Here is a 22614-nt window from a genome sequence, read left to right as displayed (position 1 = left end):
GAGAAATCAGGGCTTTTTTATTTTCAGTACTTCTATCTTATTTTATTATTTTTAAGTTTCAAATTGTTTAAATTTGTTAGAGACCGATTGACGAAATATGAGAATATTAAAGTACATGATAGGCGGGGCAGTAGCCGGAGCGGCTGCAGCTTACTTTTTGGGATATGATTATTTATTTAGTGGCATTTCCAAGACCTACCTTAAGGGAAAATCAAGTGCGTATATTGATGATGGAAACCTGTTTCCAAGCAATCCTATTGCTACAGAAGAGCCTAGACTATGGGAAGAAGATTCCGATTACAATAAAAAAGAACTACCTAAACATTTAGTCGAAGATTTAAAACATTCTAAAGCAGCCGCTTTTGTGGTGATAAAAAATGGGAAAATTCTTCATGAACAATATTGGGAGGGCTATAATCAACTTTCGCAAACCAATTCCTTTTCCATGGCCAAAGCTGTTACCGTTATGCTTTTAGGGAAAGCACTGGAAGAAAGGATCATTCATAATATTGACGAAAAGGTTTCTGACTTTTATGCAGAATTTAAGGAAAAAGCATTTGGAAACACAGTCACACTCAAAAATCTAGCTCAAATGGAAGCCGGTCTTGACTGGGATGAAAACTATAACAGTCCGTTTCTTCCTAACGCCAAAGCCTACTATGGAAAAAGCCTTATAAAAGCAGTATTTTCAAGAAAATTCAAGGAAGTTCCGGGAACAAGGTTTGAATATCAAAGCGGAGCAACGCAACTTCTTGGCTTTGCTCTAAAAAAGGCTTTAAAACAACCCTTGGCAACCTATTTATCTGAAAAGTTCTGGATTCCGCTGGGAATGGAACAAAATGCAAAATGGAGTACAGACAATCATGGAATGGAAAAAACATATTGCTGTATTCATTCTAATGCAAGGGACTTTGCAAAACTGGGCCAATTATTTCTGGATGATGGTAAGGTAGGTGATCAACAGATCCTTAATTCTGATTTTATTGAGCAGATGAGAACCCCTACAGAAAAATCTGAAAACATCTATGGAATGGGGCTTTGGATTAATCACGATAACCCTATCAAACATTATTATTTTTTGGGGCTTCAAGGGCAGTATATCATTATGGTCCCTGAGCACAATATGGTTATTGTAAAGACCGGAAGCTATGCTAATAATCCTAAAAATGACAGAGGAAGACCAGATCAGGTGAAATTCCTTGTTAATGAAACCGTACAGCTATTTCAATAAAAAACATGGAAAAGTACAGCTCAAAAATAGATTCTTATATTGAAAAATCACAGGATTTTGCAAAACCTATTCTTCATTACATCCGAGAAACCGTTCATGAATATTGCCCAGATGCAGAGGAAATGATGAAATGGAGTTTTCCTCATTTTATCTACAAAGGAAAAAACCTCTGTGCAATGGCCTCTTTTAAACAACATTGCACCTTTGGGTTCTGGCTGGAGAAAGAGATGAAAACTATGCAGGAAATCACCCATGATATTGAAAAGAACTCCATGTTCAGTCTGGGAAAAATTACAAAAACTGAAGATCTTCCCTCAAAACCTCAGCTTAAAAAAGCGATCCTGGAAGCTATGGAACTTACGGATATGGGAGTAACTCTGAAGAAAGCAGCCCCGTCCAAAACAGAAATGGAGATTCCTGATTATTTTCAGACTGCTTTAAACGATAAACCAAAAGCATTGGGTTTCTTTGAAAAAGCATCTCCCTCTTACAGAAAGGAATACATCACATGGCTCACTGAAGCCAAAACAGAAGCTACCAGAAATAAAAGAATGGAACAGGCTTTGGAGTGGATTGAAGAGGGCAAAGGCAGAAATTGGAAGTACGAAAAAAAATAAACACAACACACAATGAAGAAAAAAATTACGTTCTTTTTCTTCCTCATTATTTCGACATATGCGTTTTCTCAAGCATTTGATTTTGAGAGACATTATAAATATGCACGAGGACTTTCTTCAAAAAATCCGGACAGTTCAGAAATTGTTCTCAAAACAATTATAGACTCTGCGCAAAGAAGAAACTTACCGGAATACCTTGCCAAGGCTTATTATTTAAAGTCATACAACAGCTATTTAAAATCAGACGCAAAGAGCAGCCTTGATTTTTCAGAAAAAGCACTGAAGATTTCCACACAAAATAATTATGCTATAGGAAAGGCCCTTGCCTACAGAATGCAGGGCACACAATATGCAAAATTGGGACTTTTAGAAGAGTCTTCTAGAAATTTACAGAAAGCTCTGGCCGAAGTAAAAAATAATAATACGGATGAGGGGCATGAACTGAAAGGGATGATTTATAATTCTTTTCTGGTTCTCCTCAATGAAAATCAGTACAAGGAAAAAGAACTTTACTCCAAAAATGCTGTTCAGGAATTCACAAAGATCAAAAATATACCCCGACGAAACGAACTATTGATCTCAGCCTATACCAATATGGGGTACAGTTTATCTGAGGTAAAAAAATTCAAGGAAGCAAAATCTTACTTTATACAGGCTCTCACGCTGATAGACGGTAATAACCATTATCTTAAATCCAACATTCTTAATGATATCGGGTTTTCATTCTTTAAACAAAATAAACCTGACAGTGCCGTTTTGTATTATCAACAGGCATTGGCTATTGTCAATAAGTATGGTTTTAATGAAAAGAAAATAGAAGTCACAAAAAATCTTGAAACGGCCTATACTCAGCTTCACGACTCATCCAATATTCAGAAATATAAAGTTGAAAACCTCAAACTGAAAGACAGTATCTCCTACAACAAAGCAATGGCGATCAATAAAACACTTTCAAAAAAAGAAGAAAACTTTGACAATGAACTTAATAAAAGTCATAGATTTTCAAAAGGTTTACTTATTGTTTGCTTTGTCATGATTCTGATATTGGGTGCTGTTATTTTTAACATCTTTCGCCTTAGAAAAAAACATAAGGAAACAGTTGCCAGAATATATCGAGAAGGGATTGCTCTTCCTTCCTATGAAGAGGATTCCAGTGATGTTGCCGAGGAAATCCAACCTCAACACAGCAATACTCCGGCAGAGGTAAAAATTTCCCCGGAAGCAGAGGAAAATATTTTAACAGGATTAAAAAGCTTTGAAGATAGTCTTCACTTTAACAGCAAGAACATTTCACGTTACAACCTTGCCAATACCCTGAACATAAACACAAAGTATCTTTCGGCGGTCATAAGAAAACATAAGAATCTCAACTTCAATCAGTACATCAATCATCTTAGGATCAACCACATTGTAAACCAACTAAAAAATGACCCGCAATATCGAAAATACAAGATCAACCACCTTGCTGAAATTACGGGTTATTCTTCTCACAGTGCCTTTTCCATAGAGTTTAAAAGAATCACAGGATTACACCCATCAGCCTTTATCAAAACCCTTGGAGAGGTTACATAAATTACTGTTCTGCAATGGTAAGGTTGTTATACCCGCCCGTATTGTTTAATGAAAAATTGGCAGTATTTGAATTATTTAAGTTAAACCAGATATAGGGCATTAGTCGTTGCCCTGTCGTCATATAGAATGATGCTGTACAGTTGCTTCCTGCATCAATATTGGTTAAACTATTCGAAGACATTGTATTGACACATTTTACCGTATTTACAATATTGGTGACTAGCAATCCTGTTGTATTATCATACAGTTGCCAGATCGCCTCTATCTGGATCGGATTTAAAACATCCGTAGTATAATTAATGGCAAGCGGTGCAAGATCTGTAGTGAAAGAAGCTACATAAACTCCATTTCTAGGTGCTGTAAAAACTCCTGTAGATGCATTAAAGTTTGTCCCGGAATTACTTTCAAAGGTCTTTGCCCAATCTACCAGATAATTACTGGCTCTGTTTTGTAAACCTGCATTTACTGTAGGTATGGCGGGAGTACCCAGTTTTACATTATTATTGGTCTTTGCTGCAATCACAATGATCTTATTATTTGCCGGTTGTGCTGTAAGTAATGGCAACCACTCTTTTCCGTTAGAATATTCCATTCCGTTATTATAACGGACTGCTCCCTCGTCTGCAGCTGCTGCAGTCAGTGAAGACGTTCCAAAGCCAACAGCACCATTTCCGGAGTTTCTGGCATCTACTTTTACAGCAGGACTATGGGTGCCCACTCCTACTCTTCCGGTACTATTAATCAGAATATCATTACTTTGTTGAACAGGAGTAAATAATGTTCCCGACACCGGATTATCTGCCTTTCCATCAATGTGCAAAATGCCTTGTGGGTTGGCTGTATTGATTCCAACCTGTGAAAATGCACAGTTGAAACCTAAAGTCATCAAAATCAGTAAACAGTTTTTTTTCATCATTAATTTTTTTATAATCCGAAAATACTTAAAGAAGTAAGGGTTGCATCTGCATCCAGAGTTTTTGAGCTGCCTAGTTTTTGATTCAGGCTTACCGTAATATTGTCTCCTTTGATTAGGTTAAAGATTCCTGAACAGTTTCCGGCAATACGATTCCCAATGGTATTATTTCCGGGGTAAGTTCCTACACATTTAAAAACCGTATTAGTAGCAGTAGAAGTAGAATTTGTCTGAATCAGAGTTTCATACCGTGAGTCGTTTGCAACACCTCCCGAAGTGAGTGAGAATGTAAAAGAAACCACATAAACTCCTGTTTTTGAAGCGATAAACGTTCCTGTTCCGGCATTAAAACTGCTGTTCACATCAGTTTTCTTCGTCCAGCCAGTAATAGTAGCCTGCGTGCTATTGCTAAAACTTTGTCCAGAGGCGTTTTCAGCATCTACAAAGTCATTTGAAGCCTTGTGAGCCAGGGTAACCCAAGATGTACCATTAGAATAGCTTAAATCTTGTGTTCCAGAATTATACCTCAGCGCTCCTGATTTTGCTGCGGCTGCCGTCTGGGAGGTTCCTCCAATACCAATTGCATTTACATTTTCTTGTGATCTTAAGTCCAGTCTTGTTTTAGGAGATTTTGTTCCTACTCCCATATTACCGGTAGAAGTTACCACTACATCATCATAATAAGTGGTTGGCACTGAAACAGAAGTATTTTTTTGCCCATCTACATGAAGTACTCTTTCAGGCGCAGACATATTGATACCCACTTGAGCATTAACCCCTAAACTTCCGAAAATGATTAGGGCTGGTATTAATTTTTTTATCATATCAAATGTGTTATTGTTCTAATATCGAAACATTTACAAAACCATAGTCGTTACTTGAAGACGAAGTATTGGTTCGTAAACTCAAACTTCCGTTGTACACTGACTGATAGATCTGTGGTTGAAGCGTATCTCCTTTATTCAGTTGTACTCCTGCAACGCATGAACCCGCTACCTGAGCCTGTTTTGAAATATTTGAAAATGATTTTACACACTTTTTAACAGTAGTATTTCCATTCACTACATATCTCGCTTCAGAAAAATATCCGGATTCAATAGGGATTCTCACAAAATCATACGTAAAGGAAACCAGATAAACTCCTGTTCTTGGTGCTGTAAAAGTTCCTGTTGCTGGAGTGAAGTCGCCTGTAGGATCTGTAATTTCGTTCCATCCCAGGATGCTGGTAGAAACTTGATAAGGAATTTTAATAGCAAAACTGGCAGCCTCTATATTAGCTACTACAACAGCCTTGGTAGGGGTAGAAATAAGGTCCTGCCACACCACTCCATCTGAATATTGCATTTTTCCACCATTTAACGGATTATACCTTACAGCCCCGCCTCCTGCTACAGAAGCAGCTTGGGAAGTCTCGCCAATACCAATCGAATTATCCGTATTATCAGTGGATCGTGCATCTATTTTTACTACCGGAGACAAAGTTCCTATTCCCAGCTCACCGGAAGAAGTAATTACCATATCATTGGCAGCCTGTATAGAGGCTATATTTCCAGAGGCAGGGTTATCTTTCCCTCCATCCACATGGAACATCGCCTGAGGATTGGATGTATTAATTCCTACCTGTGCGTTTGTAAAATTAAAAGAAAGACATCCTGTGACAAGAATCCCTTTTATCAGATAATTTAAATTTTTCATGTAATTTGTGGTTTTAAAATGTGTTCAAATTTCTGGTCAAAGATAAACCCAAAAGGATTTCTTACACAATAGCCCCACAAGCAACAAATAACAAAATCAACTGATATACAGATGGTTAATGCGACATTTTACAATATCAAAATTCGGTATTTTAATATATTTAAAGAAATAAAGCTTTAATTTCTTCTAGTTTTTTTCAGAATTTTTGAAATGATAATTTCTCAATACAAATCTTGAGCATCTAATGGAACCTAAAGTTAGCTTCAGGTAAAGTATTATTTTTTAAAAAAGCTTCATATTCAGGAGACAGCTGTGTACGGCCAAAAGTATTCTCGCCGCTCATACTTCCCAGACGCACCTTATCTTTCCCATATTTTCTGTTCATAGCATCCATCGCCTTCATCACAGGAAGATGTTGATTTTGGGTATCTTCTTCGAAAAGGCTGATCTGTCTTTGATCTTCAGGAACAAAGTCATTCACCATAACTCCAGCTCTTTTATAATGAAATCCATCCCTGTAGATGGCTTCAAACAGTTCATTTACAACTCTTCCTATTAAAATGGAGGAATTGGTAGGATTGGGAAGAATTTGGGTCATTGCATTTCTATATTCTGGAAGATCTTTTCTAAATCTGTTGGTTTGTACGAACACCGTTATCATCTTGCAACAGGTATTTTGCTTGCGCAGTCTTTCTGAGCAATACATTCCAAAGGTTTCTACCCGCTCCCGGACCTCTTCCTTATTTGTAAGCATTTGCATAAAGCTTCGGGTAACGGCAATCGACTTTTTGGGTGAAGGAGCATCTAGTTCCAGCTGACGAATTCCTTTCAGCTCATTGATCATTCTTATTCCGTGAATTCCCATCACTTTTCTAACCCATGCTTCCGGCTTCTGAAGAAGATCCCATGCCTTATAAACCCCACTGTCATTCATTTTTACAGCTAATTTTCTGCCTATTCCCCATACATCACCTATATTAAGCCACTTCAAAGCCTTTTCAATTTTCTCGGGAGTATCCATGATATAGACCCCATTAAATTGTTCCGGAAAATCCTTTACAATTCTATTGGCAACCTTACACAAGGTTTTACTAGGTGCAACTCCTATACTTACAGGAATGTTTTCTTTTTCATCAATTTCTTCCTTAATTTTAAAACAATAATCATAAATATCAATGTATTTGAATCCGGTCAAATCGAGAAAAAGTTCATCAATACTATACACCTCATAATCCAGAACATAAGAACTGGCAATATTGATAACTTGCTGACTTTTGTAATTATAAAGCTCAAACTTCGCTGAAAAGCTTTTTACATCATATTGCTTGAAAAGTTCTTTGTATTTGAAAGCCGGTGCAGCCATAGGAATACCCAGATCTTTGGCCTCCTTACTTCGGGACACAACACACCCGTCGTTGTTGGAAAGAACCACAACGGGTTTGCCCTCAAGTGTAGGATCCAGAGTCCTTTCACAGGAAACAAAAAAATTGTTACAATCTACCAGCGCATACATAATGTATCGTAAATTATCTATGCAAAATTATTGTTTTTAAAGAATAAAATAATCTTTTAGGCTGGAATTAACATTAGATTTAACACATTGAAAAACAAATGAATAATATTTTTAAATACGACATGTTTTGTCGCATTATCATTATATTTTTGTTTTCAAAAACATTATTATTTAATAACTATTCTGTAGATTAAATCATTTTTAACCGCTCTTCCTCGAGGTCAATCTGATAAAGCTGATGACGAATAATACTTTCATCAATAGAAACATCTTTATTGAGTTCTGCAAGAAACTGTCTCTGGCTTTCTAACATCTCAAAAAAGACATCTTTTGTTTTTTCATTCATCCATTCTGTGCCATCGGACTGTATTTTTTCTTCCCAATGTTTCAACATTCGCTCTATTCCGGCATGGCTGCTCAGTTCGCTTTCATGCTTATTTTTAAGAAAATGATAAACATGCTGCTTGAGTTTTTGTTTTATTTCTTCTCTGGCCTGCTTGTCTTTCTCTTCATCTGTAAAATCATCAAATACATGTCCGTATCTGATAATATAGGGCAGCGTAAGTCCCTGCACCAGCAATGTAAGTAAGATCACAACAAAAGTAATGAACAGGATTAGGTTTCTGTTGGGAAAAGGAAGTCCGTTTTCAAGGGTGATCGGAATAGCCAATGCAGCAGCCAATGAAACAACACCTCTCATCCCCGTCCATCCAAGAATAATTGGCATCAGCAAACGCCTCCTCGCAGAAGATGCACGCGGTGCTACACTTGGCCGAAAAATCAAAGTAGCCAGCATAGCAGCGTATGCACTTATTATTCTGGCGGCAATGAGAATACCCGTTATCAAAACTCCATACTGGATGGCAATTCTCAGAGGAACTCCTTCTGAACGCAATCCGCCAACAATTTCGGGAAGCTCAAGCCCAATAATTAAAAATACGATCCCATTCAGAATAAATACAAAGCTTTCCCATACACTGTAACCTCTTATACGACTGCTGCTGTTTAAAAATATCATCCTTTTAGCAGACATATACAAACCGCCACAAACTACCGCTAAAACTCCAGAACAATGAAACTGCTCTGCCACCCAATACATAAGATAAGGTTCAATGAGAGTCAATGCAATATCTGATGAGGGTTCTGTAGGAAGACGCTTATGAGCTTGTACAAAAATCCAGGCGAGTAGCAAGCCAATTCCAGCCCCTCCGATAATCATCCAAAAAAAGTCTAAAGAAGCTTCCTGCCATACAAATTGTCCGGTTCCTACAGCAATCAAAGCAAAACGGAATATAATAAGTGAGGAAGCATCATTCAGTAAACTTTCTCCCTCCAGAATAGCAGATGTAGTAGTTGGTATTTTTACAAACTTCATAATAGCTCCTGTACTTACCGCATCAGGAGGAGACACTATTCCTCCTAGCAAAAACCCTAAGGCAATAGTAAATCCTGGAATAAAATAATTAGCGGCTACCGCCACTGCCAGCGCTGTAAAAAAAACGACCAGAAAGGCAAAGCTTCCAATAATACGCCACCATCTTTTCATCTCTTTAAAGGAAATAGACCATGCTGCTTCAAATAATAAAGGAGGTAAAAAAATAAAAAAGATAAGATCCGGATTGATCTTTACGACTGGCAAACCAGGTATAAAAGAAACGAAAAGTCCGAATACAACAAGTAAAATAGGATAAGCAATTTTTAATCTGGTAGCCCACATGTTTAGCAGTACGATAGCTGCTACCATAGCCAGTAAAAAAGGTAAGATGGTATGCATTTGATATTGTGTTTTTTGTCCATCATATTTACTACTTCTATTTGATTTTTAAAAATTTAAAAGCAATTTTTTTCTTGTTTTTTATGCATGCAGATTAATTTGATGCCATAAATCTATTTTCATATTACCTTTTTATCTCACATTGAATATTATAGAATTTTAAATAAAAACACGTCAAGTTTCGTCGCTTCTGTGCTATACTTTTGTATCATAACAATAAGAAATATGGACAAAGTAACCTTAGAACGAATTCAGAAACTTCACCCATTGGTAAGAGACGAAGTGAAACAAATTATCAAGGAATGTGATGAAGCACTCACCGGAAGAGCCAAGATACGGATCACTCAAGGGTTAAGGTCCTTTGAGGAACAAGAAAAACTCTATGCCATCGGAAGAATTACTTCGGGAAAAAAGGTGACCAATGCCAAAGCCGGACAAAGCATTCACAATTATGGTCTTGCCGTAGACATTTGCCTAATGATTGACGGGAAAACCGCAAGCTGGGACACCGTAAAGGATTGGGACAATGATAAGGTTGCCGACTGGTATGAATGTGTAAAGATTTTTGCCAGACACGGCTGGGATTGGGGTGGAAACTGGAAAACATTCAAAGATCTTCCCCACTTTGAAAAAAAGACCATTTCATCGAAAAAAGGGCTTATAAAAATCAGCTGGAGGAAGCTGTTAAAAATGCCTAGAGATCATCAAAATTATATCATTTTTTAATTGAAATTAATTAAAACACGACAAGTTCTGTCGCTTCTCCGTCCTATCTTTGATTTACAAGAAAACAACTAAAAAGGCAATGAAATTCATACATCTAGCACAATCATCCATATGATAAAAAGCTAAGTTCCGGATTTAAGATTGTTCGTATTCTTTAAAAAAACAAATAAAAATATCACATGAAAAAGACAACCATTCTTTCTTTGGACGGAGGCGGAATAAGAGGAATTATTACCTGTATTATTCTACGCTACATAGAAGAACAGCTCCAGTATTATGATAAACCAAGTGCCAAGCTTGGGGATTATTTTGATTTGGTAGCAGGCAGCAGCACAGGAGGTCTGATTGCATCCATTATTCTTTGTCCTGATGAAGTTCGTAAAGCAAAGTATTCCATTCAGAAAGGCTTGGAGTTGTATGCTGAGAAGGGCGGTGATATCTTCCAGGTTTCCTTTTGGGAAAAGCTGGTTAATCCATTTGGATTGTTGAATGAGAGGATTTCCCAGGAAGCACTTCAAAAAAACCTGAATGACTTTTTTGGAAATTTAGAACTAAAGGAATTAATAAAACCGTGTTTAATAACAAGTTATGATATAGAAAACAGACGTGCTAAGCTTTTCAATTCTTGGGAAGCTCACCTCAGCACAGATAATTTTTACGTAAAAGATGTTTGCAGAGCCACATCAGCTGCACCAACCTATTTCAGCCCTGTACAGATCAAATCTATGTATGGACAAATCTTTAGTCTGATTGATGGTGGTATGTTTGCAAACAATCCTGCTCTTTGTGCCTATGCAGAGGCTAGAAAAATCCCTTTTGCAGAGGTTTTAAAAAACCATCAAAAAGCCAACCATCCGGGAGTTAATGATATGATTATCATATCTATCGGAACAGGAATTGAAGCCAGGCCTTATTCTTTTAAAAGACTGGAAAAGGCTGGAAAAATAGGTTGGGTAAATCCTATCATTGATATCTTAATGTCTGCCAATGCAGAAACAGTAGATTATCAGCTTGGTCAGATGTTTCAGACCTTAGGATTGAGAAACCAGAAAAACTATTACCGCCTCAATCCATCCTTGAAAAATGCTTCTCCGGCAATGGATAATGTAAGACGCTCTAATATTGAAAATCTGATACAGGCAGGATTAAGCTATATTGATGATAACAGAGAAACATTGAATCAAATTGTTCAGAAGCTCATCAAAAACAAAATATAAGCCTTTCAGCTTATAAGTATTCAATATAAGCTAAAAAGATTATATCATTACATTGAAAAATATTTTTTTAACACGTCAAGTTTTGTCGCTTCCCACCACTACTTTTGGAGTATAAACAAAGCCACAAAATAACAATCAATAAAAACTTTAAACGCCTTTGATTTCAACATTCATCAATGCTGAACAGCCCAAAATATGTTCAAAATACAACCAATACCTTATCACAAAAAACATGGAAACGCCAACTCACAACACAGATACAATCTTCGATGAAGATCTCTACACCATAGAGTGGAGCGACATCGAAAATGCAGAGATGGACTATGAAAACTATCTCAATGACATTGAAAACTTCTTCAGAACAGACTTTGAAGATGATGCTCTGGAAGAAGACACACTTTAATATATACTTTTAAACACAACACGTTCTGCTGCTGTTCAGTCATTTTCTATACTACACACCAACAGTCTCATTACTATTATTCTCGAATCCTTTGAATCACCATCACAAGATGCTGAACAGCCGGAACTGTGTTTAAAATGATCACAAAAACACTAAAATATTCCCCAAAAGTGGAAAACAGCCTATAACCACTCCAAAAACAAGGCTATAATACCTTGAAGCCATCCAATAGAGGCTTCAAGTATTAATCTATTAATTAAATCACAATTTTTTATGAAAACAAAAGAAGAACTAAAACTTTATTTCGAAAATGGAGATATCCCAAGGCAGGAAGATTTCTGGGCATGGCAGGACTCATACTGGCATAAAGATGAAAAATTACCCAGCAGTTCTTTTGAACTACCAACTTATGAAGAATTCATATTTTCTCCTACAGACAGTAAAGAAATTACAGGAGTAGGAAAGAGAGTTATTATTCCGGAAGGGATAAAAACAGTGGGCGGATTTATATATAGTGGAGCAGCAAAAAACACAATTATAGAGGTTCAATTACCTAAAACATTAGAAAAATTGAAATCTCTTGCTTTTGCTCATCAGTTTTTAAAAGGGTCTTTAAAAATTCCTGGAACCTGCAAAACAATTGAGGGCAGTGCCTTTTTAAGTGGATATGCCAATATTTCTGAATTAATTCTGGAAAATGGTATAGAAACGATTGGTAGTAGTGCCTTCCAACTTTCCAGCAGTACTGCTCTTACTGAATTATACATCCCGAAATCGGTTAAATCCGTAGGGCAAAATGCTTTCAATATTCCTTCATTACAAACCGTTTCCGCACCAACAGGATTAGACCTTAGTAATGCAGGCATCCCATCAACCGCAACCATCACATACAGATAAATATCAAAAATGAAAACAAAACAAGAATTAAAACTTTATTTCGAAAATGGAGACATTCCCAAACAGGAAGAATTTTGGGATTGGCAGGACTCGTACTGGCATAAAGAAGAAAAAATTCCATTAGACAAATTAGCATATGATTTTTCTCAAAAAGCAGACCTTGTAGGCGGACTAGTTCCCGCTTCACAACTTCCAAGCTATGTAGATGATGTCTTAGAATTTGATACCTTTTCTAATCTTCCTAAATCAGGGGAATCCGGAAAGATTTATGTCATCAAAGACAACAATAAACTTTACCGATGGACAGGAGCAAGATATATTGACATTACCCAGGGTGAACTTGGAACCTTGCAATCCGTAACTGATAGAGGAAACGAAACTACCAACTTAATTAAAGTACAGGGGATAGGATATGGTGGATCTGCCCAATTGAGTAACATTGTGATTGGTCAAGAATCAAATGATTTGAGCAACCAAGCAAATTATATAGTATCAGTTGGTAAAGGTTCTAATCCTCTTGGTAATGATCATGTTGTAGTTGGTCACAACTCTGCGTCTACAGATAATGGCACTCAAGGAAATACTGTCATTGGTAACTTCAGCATGGGAATTGGTCTTAATTCCAATGAAAATACAATTGTAGGATACTCATGTTTTAGCAATGGTAGTGGTGCACAAGGAAATACTATATTGGGAGCTTATGCTGGCAATGTAGGAGGAGATAGAAAGTTTCAAAATATTATTATCGGAACTAGTGCCGGGAACTACCTTGGGACAGACTCTAAAAACAACGTAATTATTGGAAGCAACTCTAATTTCAATAATGTTCAATTACAAGATAGCTTATATATTCACAATATTAACAGAGGAAATTCTGTAACATTATCTGATGCTTTAATCTCAGGAAACTTCGTAGATCGATATGTAAATCTGAATGGTAAATTATCAATTACACCCAATCAGATTCCAACAGCAGATGCAGGTTATACTAAAAATATCGTTGCAAGACCTGATGGAACATTCGGATGGGAAGACAAAGCCACTTCCGAGTCAGTTCCATTAGCCGGAACAATGTCTAATAAGCCGGTAACGGGAGATATTGTCATCAAGGACATGACTAACAATAGCTTTACCAGACTTTCTAAAGGTGCCGTTTTCTGTTCAGATAAAAATCAAAATGGAACTCTTATGGGCCATTCTACATTTACATTCCTTGAACAATTTGATGGTCCTGTAGCTGAAATTACAAAAAAGGGAATTACTACAATTGAGCCTACTTATGTGATTAGTTGTGGTGGAGCTGATGTAAGAGGACTTTCAGGAGCATCTGACTATACTCCCAACATAAAAGATCTTGATTATATCCAGAAGAAATACGCAGATAAACAACACTCCTACACAAGAGAGGAGGTCAGAACCGGCGGATTATGGATTGACAATAAACCCATCTATAGAAAAACTGTTTTTTTCTCTCAAATCCCAGATAACGGTATTATTCAGATAGATAACATCTTCGAAGGTATGGAAGTTATTGTTTCCAATCAGATGTTTACAGAGTGGTATGATATGAAAGCAGGTTTTGCAGGTAATCAATTAAGAGGTAAGGCTTTTATCTCATTGCAAAAAGAGTTTGTACAATTTCAGCTTACAGATAATCCTAATTATGATTATTCTGCAATTGACAACTTCACTCTAACCCTTGAATACACTAAAAAAGGAGACTTACCTGTGTAATAATGTTCTTTATTGAACCAAATACTACAATAACAAAATATAAAAAATGGCAACAAACGATACAACAAATAATGCATCACAAACACTTTTCAGATTTGTAAGCTTAAGAAACCCACAATTAACAGAAACAAAAACAGTCAACTTAGGATTTATCCACAAAGCTTCTGAATTGGCTAGTGCTTTTGACGCTGCTGTTAATCCAAAAGACACAGCCTTAAAAAAGTTTAAAGCTTTGGAAGACGCAGCTAAATCATTCAATACTGCAGGTTATCAAAGCGAAAAGGAAATTGAAACAGGCCCTCTTTCGGAAATTCTTAAAATCGGACGAAAAATTGCTAAAAAGGAAACAATCTCTGTTTCTGATGAAATTATAGCCAAAAGCCTTTATAATAGCAGCTCTATTCAGAGTAAAATGGGACAGGTATGGGATAATTTAATTTATCAGACTGTTACTCAAAATAATTTTTATGTTAAAGAAGCTTTAGTACATATTTTAAAGGCAATTCACTTCGGATATGTTTGTGACTTACCCATTACACCAGAGCTCATTAAAATTAATGGTGATAATTTAAAAGCCAAAGCCTTAGCGGCTAAAGTCGTCTTACCAATGAAATTTTTTGGAGACGGATATGAGGGTGAAAATATACCCCAAAATCCTACCGGGAATGCATTTCAGGTAAATGTTTCTAAAATTGGGGATGGAGTAATTAATGGGACTGATATTCCTTTATCTATTCAACATCAGCTGAAAGCCGAAGGGGATAAAATTTCAGAATTAACACAACTTAATTTTGAAGAGCAGGGCCTTACAAAGCTAAAATCTGACTTGGAAAAGATCCAGACTCTTTATGTAAAATCTAAGAATAAGACTTACGATACTGCATATGCAGCCTACAAAGAACAATACAAAAAAGAAACTGATGCCTACAATGCACAGCTCAAGGAAATCAAAAGTCAGATTAAAGAAGGAATGACGAAAGAGCAAATTGATGCATTGTATCAAGCACTTCTTCCATTGGAAATTCCTCCTTTTGAGTTTATCTACAAAGATCAGCTTAATTTTGAAGACTTTAAATCAAAACTTTCATTAGAATCTTTAAAGTTATTTATTAATATTTTCGCAGAACTTGAAAGTGGAGAACTTCCTGCAGATGGATTTGATTTCTCAAGTATTACCGTATTATCAGACAGAAAATTAAAATTAGGAGACGCTGTTGTTGAAATGATTGATTTCTATGACACCTATACTGAAGTGTTTGAAAAATTGAACGAAGAGCTAACTGAAAACACACAGCAATTATTCCAAAAATCGCCTCTTCAGGAACAAAAGTATCTCAATCTTGGAAATGTTCTAGTGCCTGTCAGTAATTCAAGAAGTAATCTTTCTCAAATTATTTCCAAAACCTATTATTTAAAAGCTAGCTATGATGCGATTGCTGCAAGAACTCCTGCATCACTTACTTTCTATTATCAGGCGGAAAGTAATTCTTGGGGATTAGGCTCAGCACAAGTGACCGCTATTACAGATTTAGGAACCTTTGAAGAAACTTATTCAAATATTGGAATTGTAGACAACAAGGTTACTTTCCCTCCTATTCTGGTTGATCAATTTGGAAAATTGATTAAATCATTAGATATTCAAATTTTCTTCAATAATGGAAAGCGGGCCACTGTAAAATATACAGACCTTCAGGTTGACCAACCTTATACAGGGATTTTATATTCCGAAGAATCCATAACAAAAGACTCTAAAAACTCTGAAGACGGAAATCAAACCCCTAAACCGGGAACATTTTCTCCTAAACATTTTGGGGTGAAAAGGTTAGGTATTGCAGATTATCTTAAAGTTGTACAAAGTACCCATGCGTATGTTCCAGGTGAAGTTACCCACATTGAAAATGTCATGGCAAAAGAGTTTAAACAAAAATCTACACGACGATTAAGAAGAAGTGAGGTTCAAACTACTCTCTCAAAATCTACCGAAAGAGAAACTCTAAGTGATACAACAAGCACTACAAGAAACGACATGCAATCTGAAGTTGCAAAGGAACTGGACAAGCAGCAAAGCATTGAAGCCCATACAAGATTCACGGCAGAAGGAGGAAGATGGACACTTGAAGTAGGTGGTAGCTATGCAAACAATACCGCACAGCACGACAGTACAAGACAAGCTGTAACAAAATCTCAGGAAATCACTGAAAAAGCTACAGAAAGGATTCTTACTAAAGTAGCAGAAGAAAGGATTGAAAAGATCATTGAAGAATTTGAAGAAAACAATGCTCACGGCTTTGATAACAGAAATGGAAATAAGCATGTAGTTGGCGTTTACAGATGGGTTGATAAAAAGATGAAAAATCAGATTTATAACTATGGAAAACGTACCATGTTTGAGTTTATGGTCCCTGAGCCGGCACAGCTTCACCGTTTGGCAATGGCAGCTACAGTTACAGAAAGCCTCACAGCTCCTATTGATCCAAGAATTGCACCTTCACCAAGAACAATGGCAGATTCAAAATCAGCAACGGTAGGTCAATTGCAAGAATGGGCAAGTTATTACAATGTAAAATTAACCGAACTGATTGAAAGTACAAAGAAGTTTACCACCGGAGTTAATTGGAACAAGTTAGATGGAAATAACCAATATCAACATATCACAATTGATATTCCGGTTAATTATCAGGCAAGCCATGTCAAAATGTGGTATGGATTTGAAAAAGATGTAAAAGGAATTGCAAGAATTTTTTCAAGTGATTTTGCGGGCGGAATGCCCCAGCTAATCGAAACGTATTCAAATAATGATGATCGTATTGCAGAATATACTCCTCAAAATGTTAAAGGGGCTTATGATTTTGTATATCAAGGTCACAATATAGACTCTATTAATTTCAATTTTGAAGTTACCTGCAAACTTTCTGATGAATACATGGACGTATGGAAACAGGAAAATTTTGATGCTATCATTAAAGCTTATCAATCTGCTTATGATGCCTTTTTAGAAAAGCAAAAAGAATTAGAAAAGAAAACCAAAGAAGAGCAAGAGAAGAATAAGGAAAATCTTAATTCTAATAACTTCTACCGTAGTATGGAATCTGTTATTTTGAAGCACAATTGTATTGCTTATCTGCTACAAGACTATGGAGCTTTAGGTAAAAACCTTACAAATAGTGCAAAAACAATGCAGGATTTCAGCATTATTTTGGATGATAATCTTGATCAATATACTGCTTTAGCCAAATTTATGGAACAGGCTTTTGAATGGAGTATTATGGATTATACTTTCTATCCTTATTATTGGGCAAACCGTGAAGAATGGCAAAAAATGTACTTATCAAACAGTACAGATCCATTATTCAGAAACTTTCTACAGGCAGGTATGGCAAGAGTAATTGTAACCGTAAATCCTGGATTTGAAGATGCTGTACAATTCTTTATGTCGACAGGAAGAATCTGGAACGGCGGTGAAGTTCCTGTAATCGGAGATCCATTATATCTGAGTATTGTGGATGAAATGCGTGAGCCTGTAGGTTTGAAACAAGGAAAAGCCTGGATCACAACTCTACCAACTTCATTAAACATTCTACAGGAAGATTCTGCTGGATTAAAAACACTTACAGCACTCCCTTTTACGAAAGAAAATCCTGAAGAATTTGAAGTTCCTTCAGATGTTGTTACAGAAACTGAATTCTCAATTATTGATGCTCAGCTCAACTCGGGAGATGATAAGTTTGTTGACAAGATTCAACTGAACAACGGATTCCTTGAACTAACTACAGATGATAATCCTAAAGAAGTTATTGCTTCACTTCCTTTATCTGATTTAAAGAAAGCACTTCAATAAATTCTGTGAATCACAATTCATGAGGCAGAGTTTTTTACTCTGCCTTTTTTATTCATCAAGAAATGTTGTTATATTGAAACCCAATGAAGCTGCCATGTTTATTACAGATGGGATAAGTATGAAATTTGTTATAAGGGAGAATGCCACAACATATGAAGTTTTACATGAATTAATGCACTTTAGAGACTGTATGAAAATTGGAAAAGAAGCCTTTTATAAAAAAGCTTTAGTAGAAAGAGAAAAATATGTATATGAGAAGATTATCGAATATAAACAATATGTAAATAGGAGAGAATTAAAGCACGCTGAGGATTATATTAACTTTCATCTCAAGGAAGCAAGAGTAACTGATAAAGTTGGTAATCCAATCGTAGAAGTCTTACCTTTCAATCTAAATGATATTCCTAAAAAAAGGCAAAGAGTAAATATAAATAAAATTATAAATCTAAAATAATGATAACAAAAGAAAAAGCATTAGAAATTGTCAAACAATACTTACAAGATCGAAAAAGAGAATATGTATCCATTGCAGAAATTGACAAAATATACATGGAAAATAAAGTTATCGGATATGGAAAATATGAGGATACTAAACGGAATGTTTTTGTTGTCAGTTATAAGATTGAAGGATACCCGGAACCCATTCCTCAATTTGTTATTGTAGATGCTGAAAAAGGAGAAGTCCTTTTTACTTCAACAAAACATGGCTATGCTGAGGAATGGGAAGATGATGATGAATTATAAAATACTTCAAATTGTAGAAGATACAATGATATTAATTTTCAATATTTCTTCTTCGAAAAAATAAAACACGACAAGTTTTGTCGCATTAAGAGCATATATTTGTTTTACAAAACTTTACCATGAAACATATGTGTTTCATACCCTATTAATAACTGTAAGTAACACTGTAAACATAAATATATCCGAATGAAAAAAGATTTTTATCTGACAAGATATGCCTTAATCATTAAAAGACTAGAAAGCTCTCCAGCTACTTATTCGCAGCTGGAGGACTATCTTTTAAACTCCTTTGAATTCCAGGATGCGGGGATCAAGAGCTACTCTATTCGAACCTTGCAGAGGGATATTCGTGAAATTTCGGATCTTTTTAACCTTTCTATTCACAACAAAAAAAAGGGGGACAACCGTTATTATATTGAGAGCCGCCCTATCATGGAAGTGGATGAATACAATCAAAAGCTATTGGAATCTTTTCAGGTAAGCAATGCCCTGAATCTTCATCCCAACTTTTCCGACTTTATTTTCTTTGAAAGTAGAAAACCAACCGGTGTAGAGCATTTTTATGATCTGTTCTTTGCTATTCGTAATAAAAGAGTAGTATCTTTTGAACACTACAATTACAAAAACAAACTAATGACTTCCAGAAAGGTACATCCGCTGGCTTTAAAAGAATCTAAAGACAGATGGTACCTCATCGCCATTGATACCAAGGATAAAACTTTAAAATCATTTGGACTGGATAGAATCAATTATCTGGATGTAGCAAAGAACCAATTCAGAGAAAAATACAAATATAATTTCAAGGAGCATTTTAAAAATGCTTTCGGAGTGATGAATCTGGCAGAACAAAAGCCTCAGAATATTGTATTAAAATGCAGCCGCCATCAGGGAGAATATATCAGAAGTTTTCCGCTTCACCAATCACAAAAAGAAACCAAAGAAACTCCGGAAGAAATCTATTTTGAATTCTTTCTCCACCCTACCTATGACTTTATGCAAGAAATTCTTTCTTATGGAAAGGAGGTAACGGTGCTGGAACCTAAATGTTTAGTTGATGACATTCGCAACCACCTTCAGGAATCATTAAACCGATATCTTGAGAGCTAACAGATCATAAATAATTCTCATATTTTTTGATTATATTTACATAAATATACCCTTATTGAGAACTTTATTCATTTGCATTTGCTGTATTATTTCTTCATTTTGCTTATCACAGCAGAAAGAAGAATTTCGGCTTGTGAAAAACTACTACAACCAGCACAGAGGCATGCTGAATAAGGAGTTCAAGAAAAAATTTGACGCAGAAAGCAATACTTTTAAAAAGGAAGCAATCAAAGGAGACTTTCTTTTTTTCATGAAAAAAATGGACAGTATTGAGAATACCGCTTTAATCGGGGCTTTGCTAAAGGTAAGAAATATAGAAGATCTTCAGACACTGAAAACAATAGGTGGAATCTCTCAAAATCTTACTGATAAACCAGCCAATGTAGAAAAGATTGCTGATTATCCAGGAGGGATGAATATTTTGAGGCAAGAAGTAGCCAACCTACTTTACGTTGATGGTGTTAATTCTGATGCTAAAACCGTAAAAACAGATGTTGTTTTTATTGTGGAAAAAGACGGAAGTGTCAGCAATGTTCACGCCCAAGGCGATAATTTCACGTTCAACAGACAGGCTGAAATTGCATTGTATTCTATTACTGAAAAATTTTCTCCTGCCCTTTTTAAAGGTGATCCGGAAAGATTTCGTTTCAGAATTCCTTTAACCTTAACTATTTCAGATTAATGAAGACGTATTCTTCTTTGTTTTTATTTTTTATTTTAAATTTCGATTACAATGTTTACTGACGAATATTACATGAAAATGGCTTTACAGGAAGCAGAAACGGCTTTGGAGAAAGATGAGGTTCCTATAGGATGTGTCGTAGTTTCCAATAACCGGATTATTGCAAGAGCTCACAATCTTACAGAAACATTAAATGATGTTACCGCTCACGCTGAAATGCAGGCAATAACCTCAGCCGCAAACTTCTTAGGAGGCAAATACTTAAAAGACTGTACCCTGTATGTAACAATGGAACCTTGTGTAATGTGCTCTGGTGCACTCTCCTGGTCACAGATCTCAAAAGTAGTTATTGGTGCCAGAGATGAACAGAGGGGCTTTATCAATAAACATCTTTCTCTACATCCCAAAACAGAAATTATTACAGGCATCATGGAAAACGAATGTTCATCCATTGTTAAGTCCTTTTTCAAAAGTAAAAGATAATTTTACTTTAATAAAAATACAAGCTATATGAAGCAAAAAAACAGCCTTAAAGGCTATTTTTATATTTTTAAGAGGTAATGAGAATCCTTTATTTTTTGAAAATAGAATACATCGCAATATCAAAATATTCACCATCTTTTTTCATATGTTGTTTCAAAAGAGCTTCTTTCTCCATTCCTATCTTTTCCATAATCTTGCCGGATGCCGGATTATGAAGAAAGTGAGTAGCAAATATTTTATTGAAATTCAGTTCCTTAAAACCAAAATTTACAATAGCTCTCGCAGCCTCGGTGACATATCCTTTATTCCAATAAGGAATTCCTATCCAATATCCCAACTCAGCTTTATCATCATCTCTGTCATGCAGTCCGATGGCTCCAATAAGCAGCTTTTCCTTGTTACGGATCCCAAAGGTATAACCGCTATTATTTTCAAGGGCATCCTTAGACATCTTTAACCAAAGCTTAGCATCATTTTCTGTATAGGGGTAAGGGATATTAGAAGTAAGATCTGAATAAATTCTATGCTGAAGAAGCTCTACAATAAAAGGGACATCTGCCTCTTCCAACTGTGAGAGAATAAGCCTTTCGGTTTCTATTATTGGAAATGTATTTAATTCTTTCATTTTACTCAAGATTAAAACTAAGGTTGGGCCTTAATATAAATTTACAGGTCTTTTCCTAGAAAATAAAGTCCTTTTAAGGTATGCAGTCTATCCATCACATGGATCTTATTCGTTAAAGGCTTATAAACATGAGAAACGCCTCCTGTTGCTACCACGAAACAGTCATCATTCACCTCTTCATTAATACGATCAATAAAACCCTCTACCATTCCCAAAAATCCATACACCATTCCACTTTGCATACAAGTTACGGTATCCAGTCCTAAAACAGTTTTTGGTTTTTTAAGTTCTATATCAGGAAGCTGGGCTGTTTGATTAATCAGAGAGTTTAAGGAAGTTACAATTCCCGGAGCGATAATCACTCCAAGTGTTTCTCCTGTTTCCGTTACACAGCTTGCGGTAAGAGCCGTTCCGAAGTCGATAACAATTTTTTTTCTGTCTGGGTACAAATTGTGAGCGGCGACAAGATTGGCATAAATATCCGTTCCCATCTGCTTTGATTTTGCTTGTACTCCTGATGGAGTTGCCCTGTCAACAATTACCGGAGTTACTCCATGAATCTTTTTAATCCCTGAACTCATCACTTTGGTAAGCTGAGGAACTACCGATCCTATGATCACTTTATTTATTTCTTTTGGATCAATTTTATAGGTCTGATAAAGCATCAGCATTTGTACATACAGCTCATCAGCTGTCCTGTAAGGTTTCGTATTGATCACCCAGGAAATATCACAATTATCACCATTAAAAAGGCCGAATCTGATATTGCTGTTCCCTACATTTATTACAATTGAATTCATTTATATTTTAACAGGCTATGATTTGAAAAAATTTGAGCTTCAA

General features: G+C 35.9%; 21 protein-coding genes. 14 read left to right on the top strand and 7 right to left on the bottom strand.

What is annotated here, in order from left to right; all coding sequences use genetic code 11:
- The first annotated feature begins 97 nt into the window (after positions 1–97).
- From C1638_RS11900 to C1638_RS11890, 3 genes are read left to right on the top strand one after another with little or no spacing between them, the layout of a single operon-like run.
- Positions 98–1231: a serine hydrolase domain-containing protein gene (locus C1638_RS11900; RefSeq protein WP_109621214.1), complete on the top strand. Its 1134-nt coding sequence runs from the start codon at positions 98–100 to the stop codon at positions 1229–1231.
- 5 nt (positions 1232–1236) lie between these two features.
- Positions 1237–1848 (top strand): YdeI/OmpD-associated family protein, encoded by a 612-nt coding sequence (locus tag C1638_RS11895; RefSeq protein ID WP_109621212.1) that lies wholly within the window; start codon positions 1237–1239, stop codon positions 1846–1848.
- Positions 1849–1860: 12 nt separating this feature from the next.
- On the top strand, positions 1861–3420 hold the full coding sequence (locus C1638_RS11890; RefSeq protein ID WP_109621210.1) for a tetratricopeptide repeat protein: 1560 nt from the start codon (positions 1861–1863) through the stop codon (positions 3418–3420).
- A gap of 1 nt (position 3421) precedes the next feature.
- Here the strand turns inward: C1638_RS11890 and C1638_RS11885 are convergent, their stop codons facing one another.
- The 5 genes from C1638_RS11885 to C1638_RS11865 form a co-directional block, all read right to left on the bottom strand.
- Positions 3422–4333: a hypothetical protein gene (locus tag C1638_RS11885; RefSeq protein WP_123838371.1), complete on the bottom strand. Its 912-nt coding sequence runs from the start codon at positions 4331–4333 to the stop codon at positions 3422–3424.
- An 11-nt stretch (positions 4334–4344) separates the two neighbouring features.
- On the bottom strand, positions 4345–5157 hold the full coding sequence (locus C1638_RS11880) for a hypothetical protein (protein WP_109621206.1): 813 nt from the start codon (positions 5155–5157) through the stop codon (positions 4345–4347).
- A gap of 10 nt (positions 5158–5167) precedes the next feature.
- Positions 5168–6028 carry a complement C1q domain-containing protein gene (locus C1638_RS11875; protein ID WP_109621204.1) on the bottom strand — a complete coding sequence of 287 codons (861 nt, stop codon included), beginning with the start codon at positions 6026–6028 and terminating at the stop codon, positions 5168–5170.
- Positions 6029–6269: 241 nt separating this feature from the next.
- Complete coding sequence (locus C1638_RS11870) at positions 6270–7541, bottom strand: Y-family DNA polymerase (RefSeq protein WP_109621202.1); 1272 nt, start codon at positions 7539–7541, stop codon at positions 6270–6272.
- Between the two features lie 190 nt (positions 7542–7731).
- Entirely contained in the window at positions 7732–9315 is a 1584-nt protein-coding gene (locus C1638_RS11865; RefSeq protein ID WP_109621200.1) for a Na+/H+ antiporter, read from the bottom strand.
- A gap of 225 nt (positions 9316–9540) precedes the next feature.
- Here C1638_RS11865 and C1638_RS11860 point away from each other — a divergent pair, with 225 nt between their 5' ends.
- The 11 genes from C1638_RS11860 to C1638_RS11810 all read left to right on the top strand — a co-directional run bounded on the left by C1638_RS11860 (position 9541) and on the right by C1638_RS11810 (position 21146).
- Positions 9541–10041: a M15 family metallopeptidase gene (locus C1638_RS11860; RefSeq protein ID WP_109621199.1), complete on the top strand. Its 501-nt coding sequence runs from the start codon at positions 9541–9543 to the stop codon at positions 10039–10041.
- Positions 10042–10220: 179 nt separating this feature from the next.
- Positions 10221–11258 (top strand): patatin-like phospholipase family protein, encoded by a 1038-nt coding sequence (locus C1638_RS11855; protein ID WP_076353052.1) that lies wholly within the window; start codon positions 10221–10223, stop codon positions 11256–11258.
- A gap of 157 nt (positions 11259–11415) precedes the next feature.
- The gene (locus tag C1638_RS22350; RefSeq protein ID WP_109621197.1) at positions 11416–11661 is read left to right on the top strand and encodes a hypothetical protein; all 246 of its coding nucleotides are present in this window, start codon (positions 11416–11418) and stop codon (positions 11659–11661) included.
- 273 nt (positions 11662–11934) lie between these two features.
- A complete protein-coding gene (locus C1638_RS11845; protein WP_109621195.1) occupies positions 11935–12558 on the top strand; it encodes a leucine-rich repeat domain-containing protein in 624 nt (207 codons plus the stop codon).
- 9 nt (positions 12559–12567) lie between these two features.
- A complete protein-coding gene (locus C1638_RS11840) occupies positions 12568–14292 on the top strand; it encodes an autotransporter outer membrane beta-barrel domain-containing protein (RefSeq protein ID WP_109621193.1) in 1725 nt (574 codons plus the stop codon).
- Between the two features lie 46 nt (positions 14293–14338).
- Complete coding sequence (locus C1638_RS11835) at positions 14339–18130, top strand: hypothetical protein (RefSeq protein WP_109621191.1); 3792 nt, start codon at positions 14339–14341, stop codon at positions 18128–18130.
- A 19-nt stretch (positions 18131–18149) separates the two neighbouring features.
- Positions 18150–18584 carry a zincin-like metallopeptidase toxin domain-containing protein gene (locus C1638_RS11830; RefSeq protein WP_109621189.1) on the top strand — a complete coding sequence of 145 codons (435 nt, stop codon included), beginning with the start codon at positions 18150–18152 and terminating at the stop codon, positions 18582–18584.
- Entirely contained in the window at positions 18584–18874 is a 291-nt protein-coding gene (locus C1638_RS11825) for a PepSY domain-containing protein (protein WP_109621187.1), read from the top strand. Before C1638_RS11830 ends, C1638_RS11825 begins: the two co-directional genes overlap by 1 nt.
- Positions 18875–19060: 186 nt before the next feature.
- Positions 19061–19981: a helix-turn-helix transcriptional regulator gene (locus tag C1638_RS11820; RefSeq protein ID WP_109621185.1), complete on the top strand. Its 921-nt coding sequence runs from the start codon at positions 19061–19063 to the stop codon at positions 19979–19981.
- Between the two features lie 133 nt (positions 19982–20114).
- Positions 20115–20663, top strand: a complete 549-nt coding sequence (locus C1638_RS11815) for a hypothetical protein (protein WP_228428135.1) — start codon at positions 20115–20117, stop codon at positions 20661–20663.
- A gap of 51 nt (positions 20664–20714) precedes the next feature.
- Complete coding sequence (locus C1638_RS11810; RefSeq protein ID WP_109621183.1) at positions 20715–21146, top strand: nucleoside deaminase; 432 nt, start codon at positions 20715–20717, stop codon at positions 21144–21146.
- Between the two features lie 88 nt (positions 21147–21234).
- On the opposite strand, the gene C1638_RS11805 is transcribed toward C1638_RS11810, so the two are convergent.
- Together C1638_RS11805 and C1638_RS11800 are read right to left on the bottom strand one after the other, a co-directional pair.
- Positions 21235–21771 (bottom strand): GNAT family N-acetyltransferase, encoded by a 537-nt coding sequence (locus tag C1638_RS11805; protein ID WP_109621181.1) that lies wholly within the window; start codon positions 21769–21771, stop codon positions 21235–21237.
- A 41-nt stretch (positions 21772–21812) separates the two neighbouring features.
- Positions 21813–22571 carry a type III pantothenate kinase gene (locus tag C1638_RS11800; RefSeq protein ID WP_109621180.1) on the bottom strand — a complete coding sequence of 253 codons (759 nt, stop codon included), beginning with the start codon at positions 22569–22571 and terminating at the stop codon, positions 21813–21815.
- Between the last annotated feature and the right edge of the window lie 43 nt (positions 22572–22614).

This window comes from Chryseobacterium oncorhynchi, from assembly GCF_002899895.1.
In the GTDB taxonomy this organism is placed as follows: Bacteria; Bacteroidota; Bacteroidia; order Flavobacteriales; family Weeksellaceae; genus Chryseobacterium; species Chryseobacterium oncorhynchi.
The sequence above is the reverse complement of the archived record's forward strand: the minus strand, read 5'-3'. Positions and strand labels throughout refer to the sequence as shown.

Coding starts and splice junctions, on each gene's coding strand:
- C1638_RS11840 (WP_109621193.1), top strand. CDS start 12,568: ATGAAAACAAAACAAGAATTAAAACTTTATTTCGAAAATGGAGACATT.
- C1638_RS11845 (WP_109621195.1), top strand. CDS start 11,935: ATGAAAACAAAAGAAGAACTAAAACTTTATTTCGAAAATGGAGATATC.
- C1638_RS11805 (WP_109621181.1), bottom strand. CDS start 21,771: ATGAAAGAATTAAATACATTTCCAATAATAGAAACCGAAAGGCTTATT.
- C1638_RS11820 (WP_109621185.1), top strand. CDS start 19,061: ATGAAAAAAGATTTTTATCTGACAAGATATGCCTTAATCATTAAAAGA.
- C1638_RS11830 (WP_109621189.1), top strand. CDS start 18,150: ATGAGGCAGAGTTTTTTACTCTGCCTTTTTTATTCATCAAGAAATGTT.
- C1638_RS11835 (WP_109621191.1), top strand. CDS start 14,339: ATGGCAACAAACGATACAACAAATAATGCATCACAAACACTTTTCAGA.
- C1638_RS11825 (WP_109621187.1), top strand. CDS start 18,584: ATGATAACAAAAGAAAAAGCATTAGAAATTGTCAAACAATACTTACAA.
- C1638_RS11880 (WP_109621206.1), bottom strand. CDS start 5,157: ATGATAAAAAAATTAATACCAGCCCTAATCATTTTCGGAAGTTTAGGG.
- C1638_RS11900 (WP_109621214.1), top strand. CDS start 98: ATGAGAATATTAAAGTACATGATAGGCGGGGCAGTAGCCGGAGCGGCT.
- C1638_RS11870 (WP_109621202.1), bottom strand. CDS start 7,541: ATGTATGCGCTGGTAGATTGTAACAATTTTTTTGTTTCCTGTGAAAGG.
- C1638_RS11890 (WP_109621210.1), top strand. CDS start 1,861: ATGAAGAAAAAAATTACGTTCTTTTTCTTCCTCATTATTTCGACATAT.
- C1638_RS11895 (WP_109621212.1), top strand. CDS start 1,237: ATGGAAAAGTACAGCTCAAAAATAGATTCTTATATTGAAAAATCACAG.
- C1638_RS11865 (WP_109621200.1), bottom strand. CDS start 9,315: ATGCATACCATCTTACCTTTTTTACTGGCTATGGTAGCAGCTATCGTA.
- C1638_RS11855 (WP_076353052.1), top strand. CDS start 10,221: ATGAAAAAGACAACCATTCTTTCTTTGGACGGAGGCGGAATAAGAGGA.
- C1638_RS11885 (WP_123838371.1), bottom strand. CDS start 4,333: ATGAAAAAAAACTGTTTACTGATTTTGATGACTTTAGGTTTCAACTGT.
- C1638_RS11800 (WP_109621180.1), bottom strand. CDS start 22,571: ATGAATTCAATTGTAATAAATGTAGGGAACAGCAATATCAGATTCGGC.
- C1638_RS11860 (WP_109621199.1), top strand. CDS start 9,541: ATGGACAAAGTAACCTTAGAACGAATTCAGAAACTTCACCCATTGGTA.
- C1638_RS11810 (WP_109621183.1), top strand. CDS start 20,715: ATGTTTACTGACGAATATTACATGAAAATGGCTTTACAGGAAGCAGAA.
- C1638_RS11875 (WP_109621204.1), bottom strand. CDS start 6,028: ATGAAAAATTTAAATTATCTGATAAAAGGGATTCTTGTCACAGGATGT.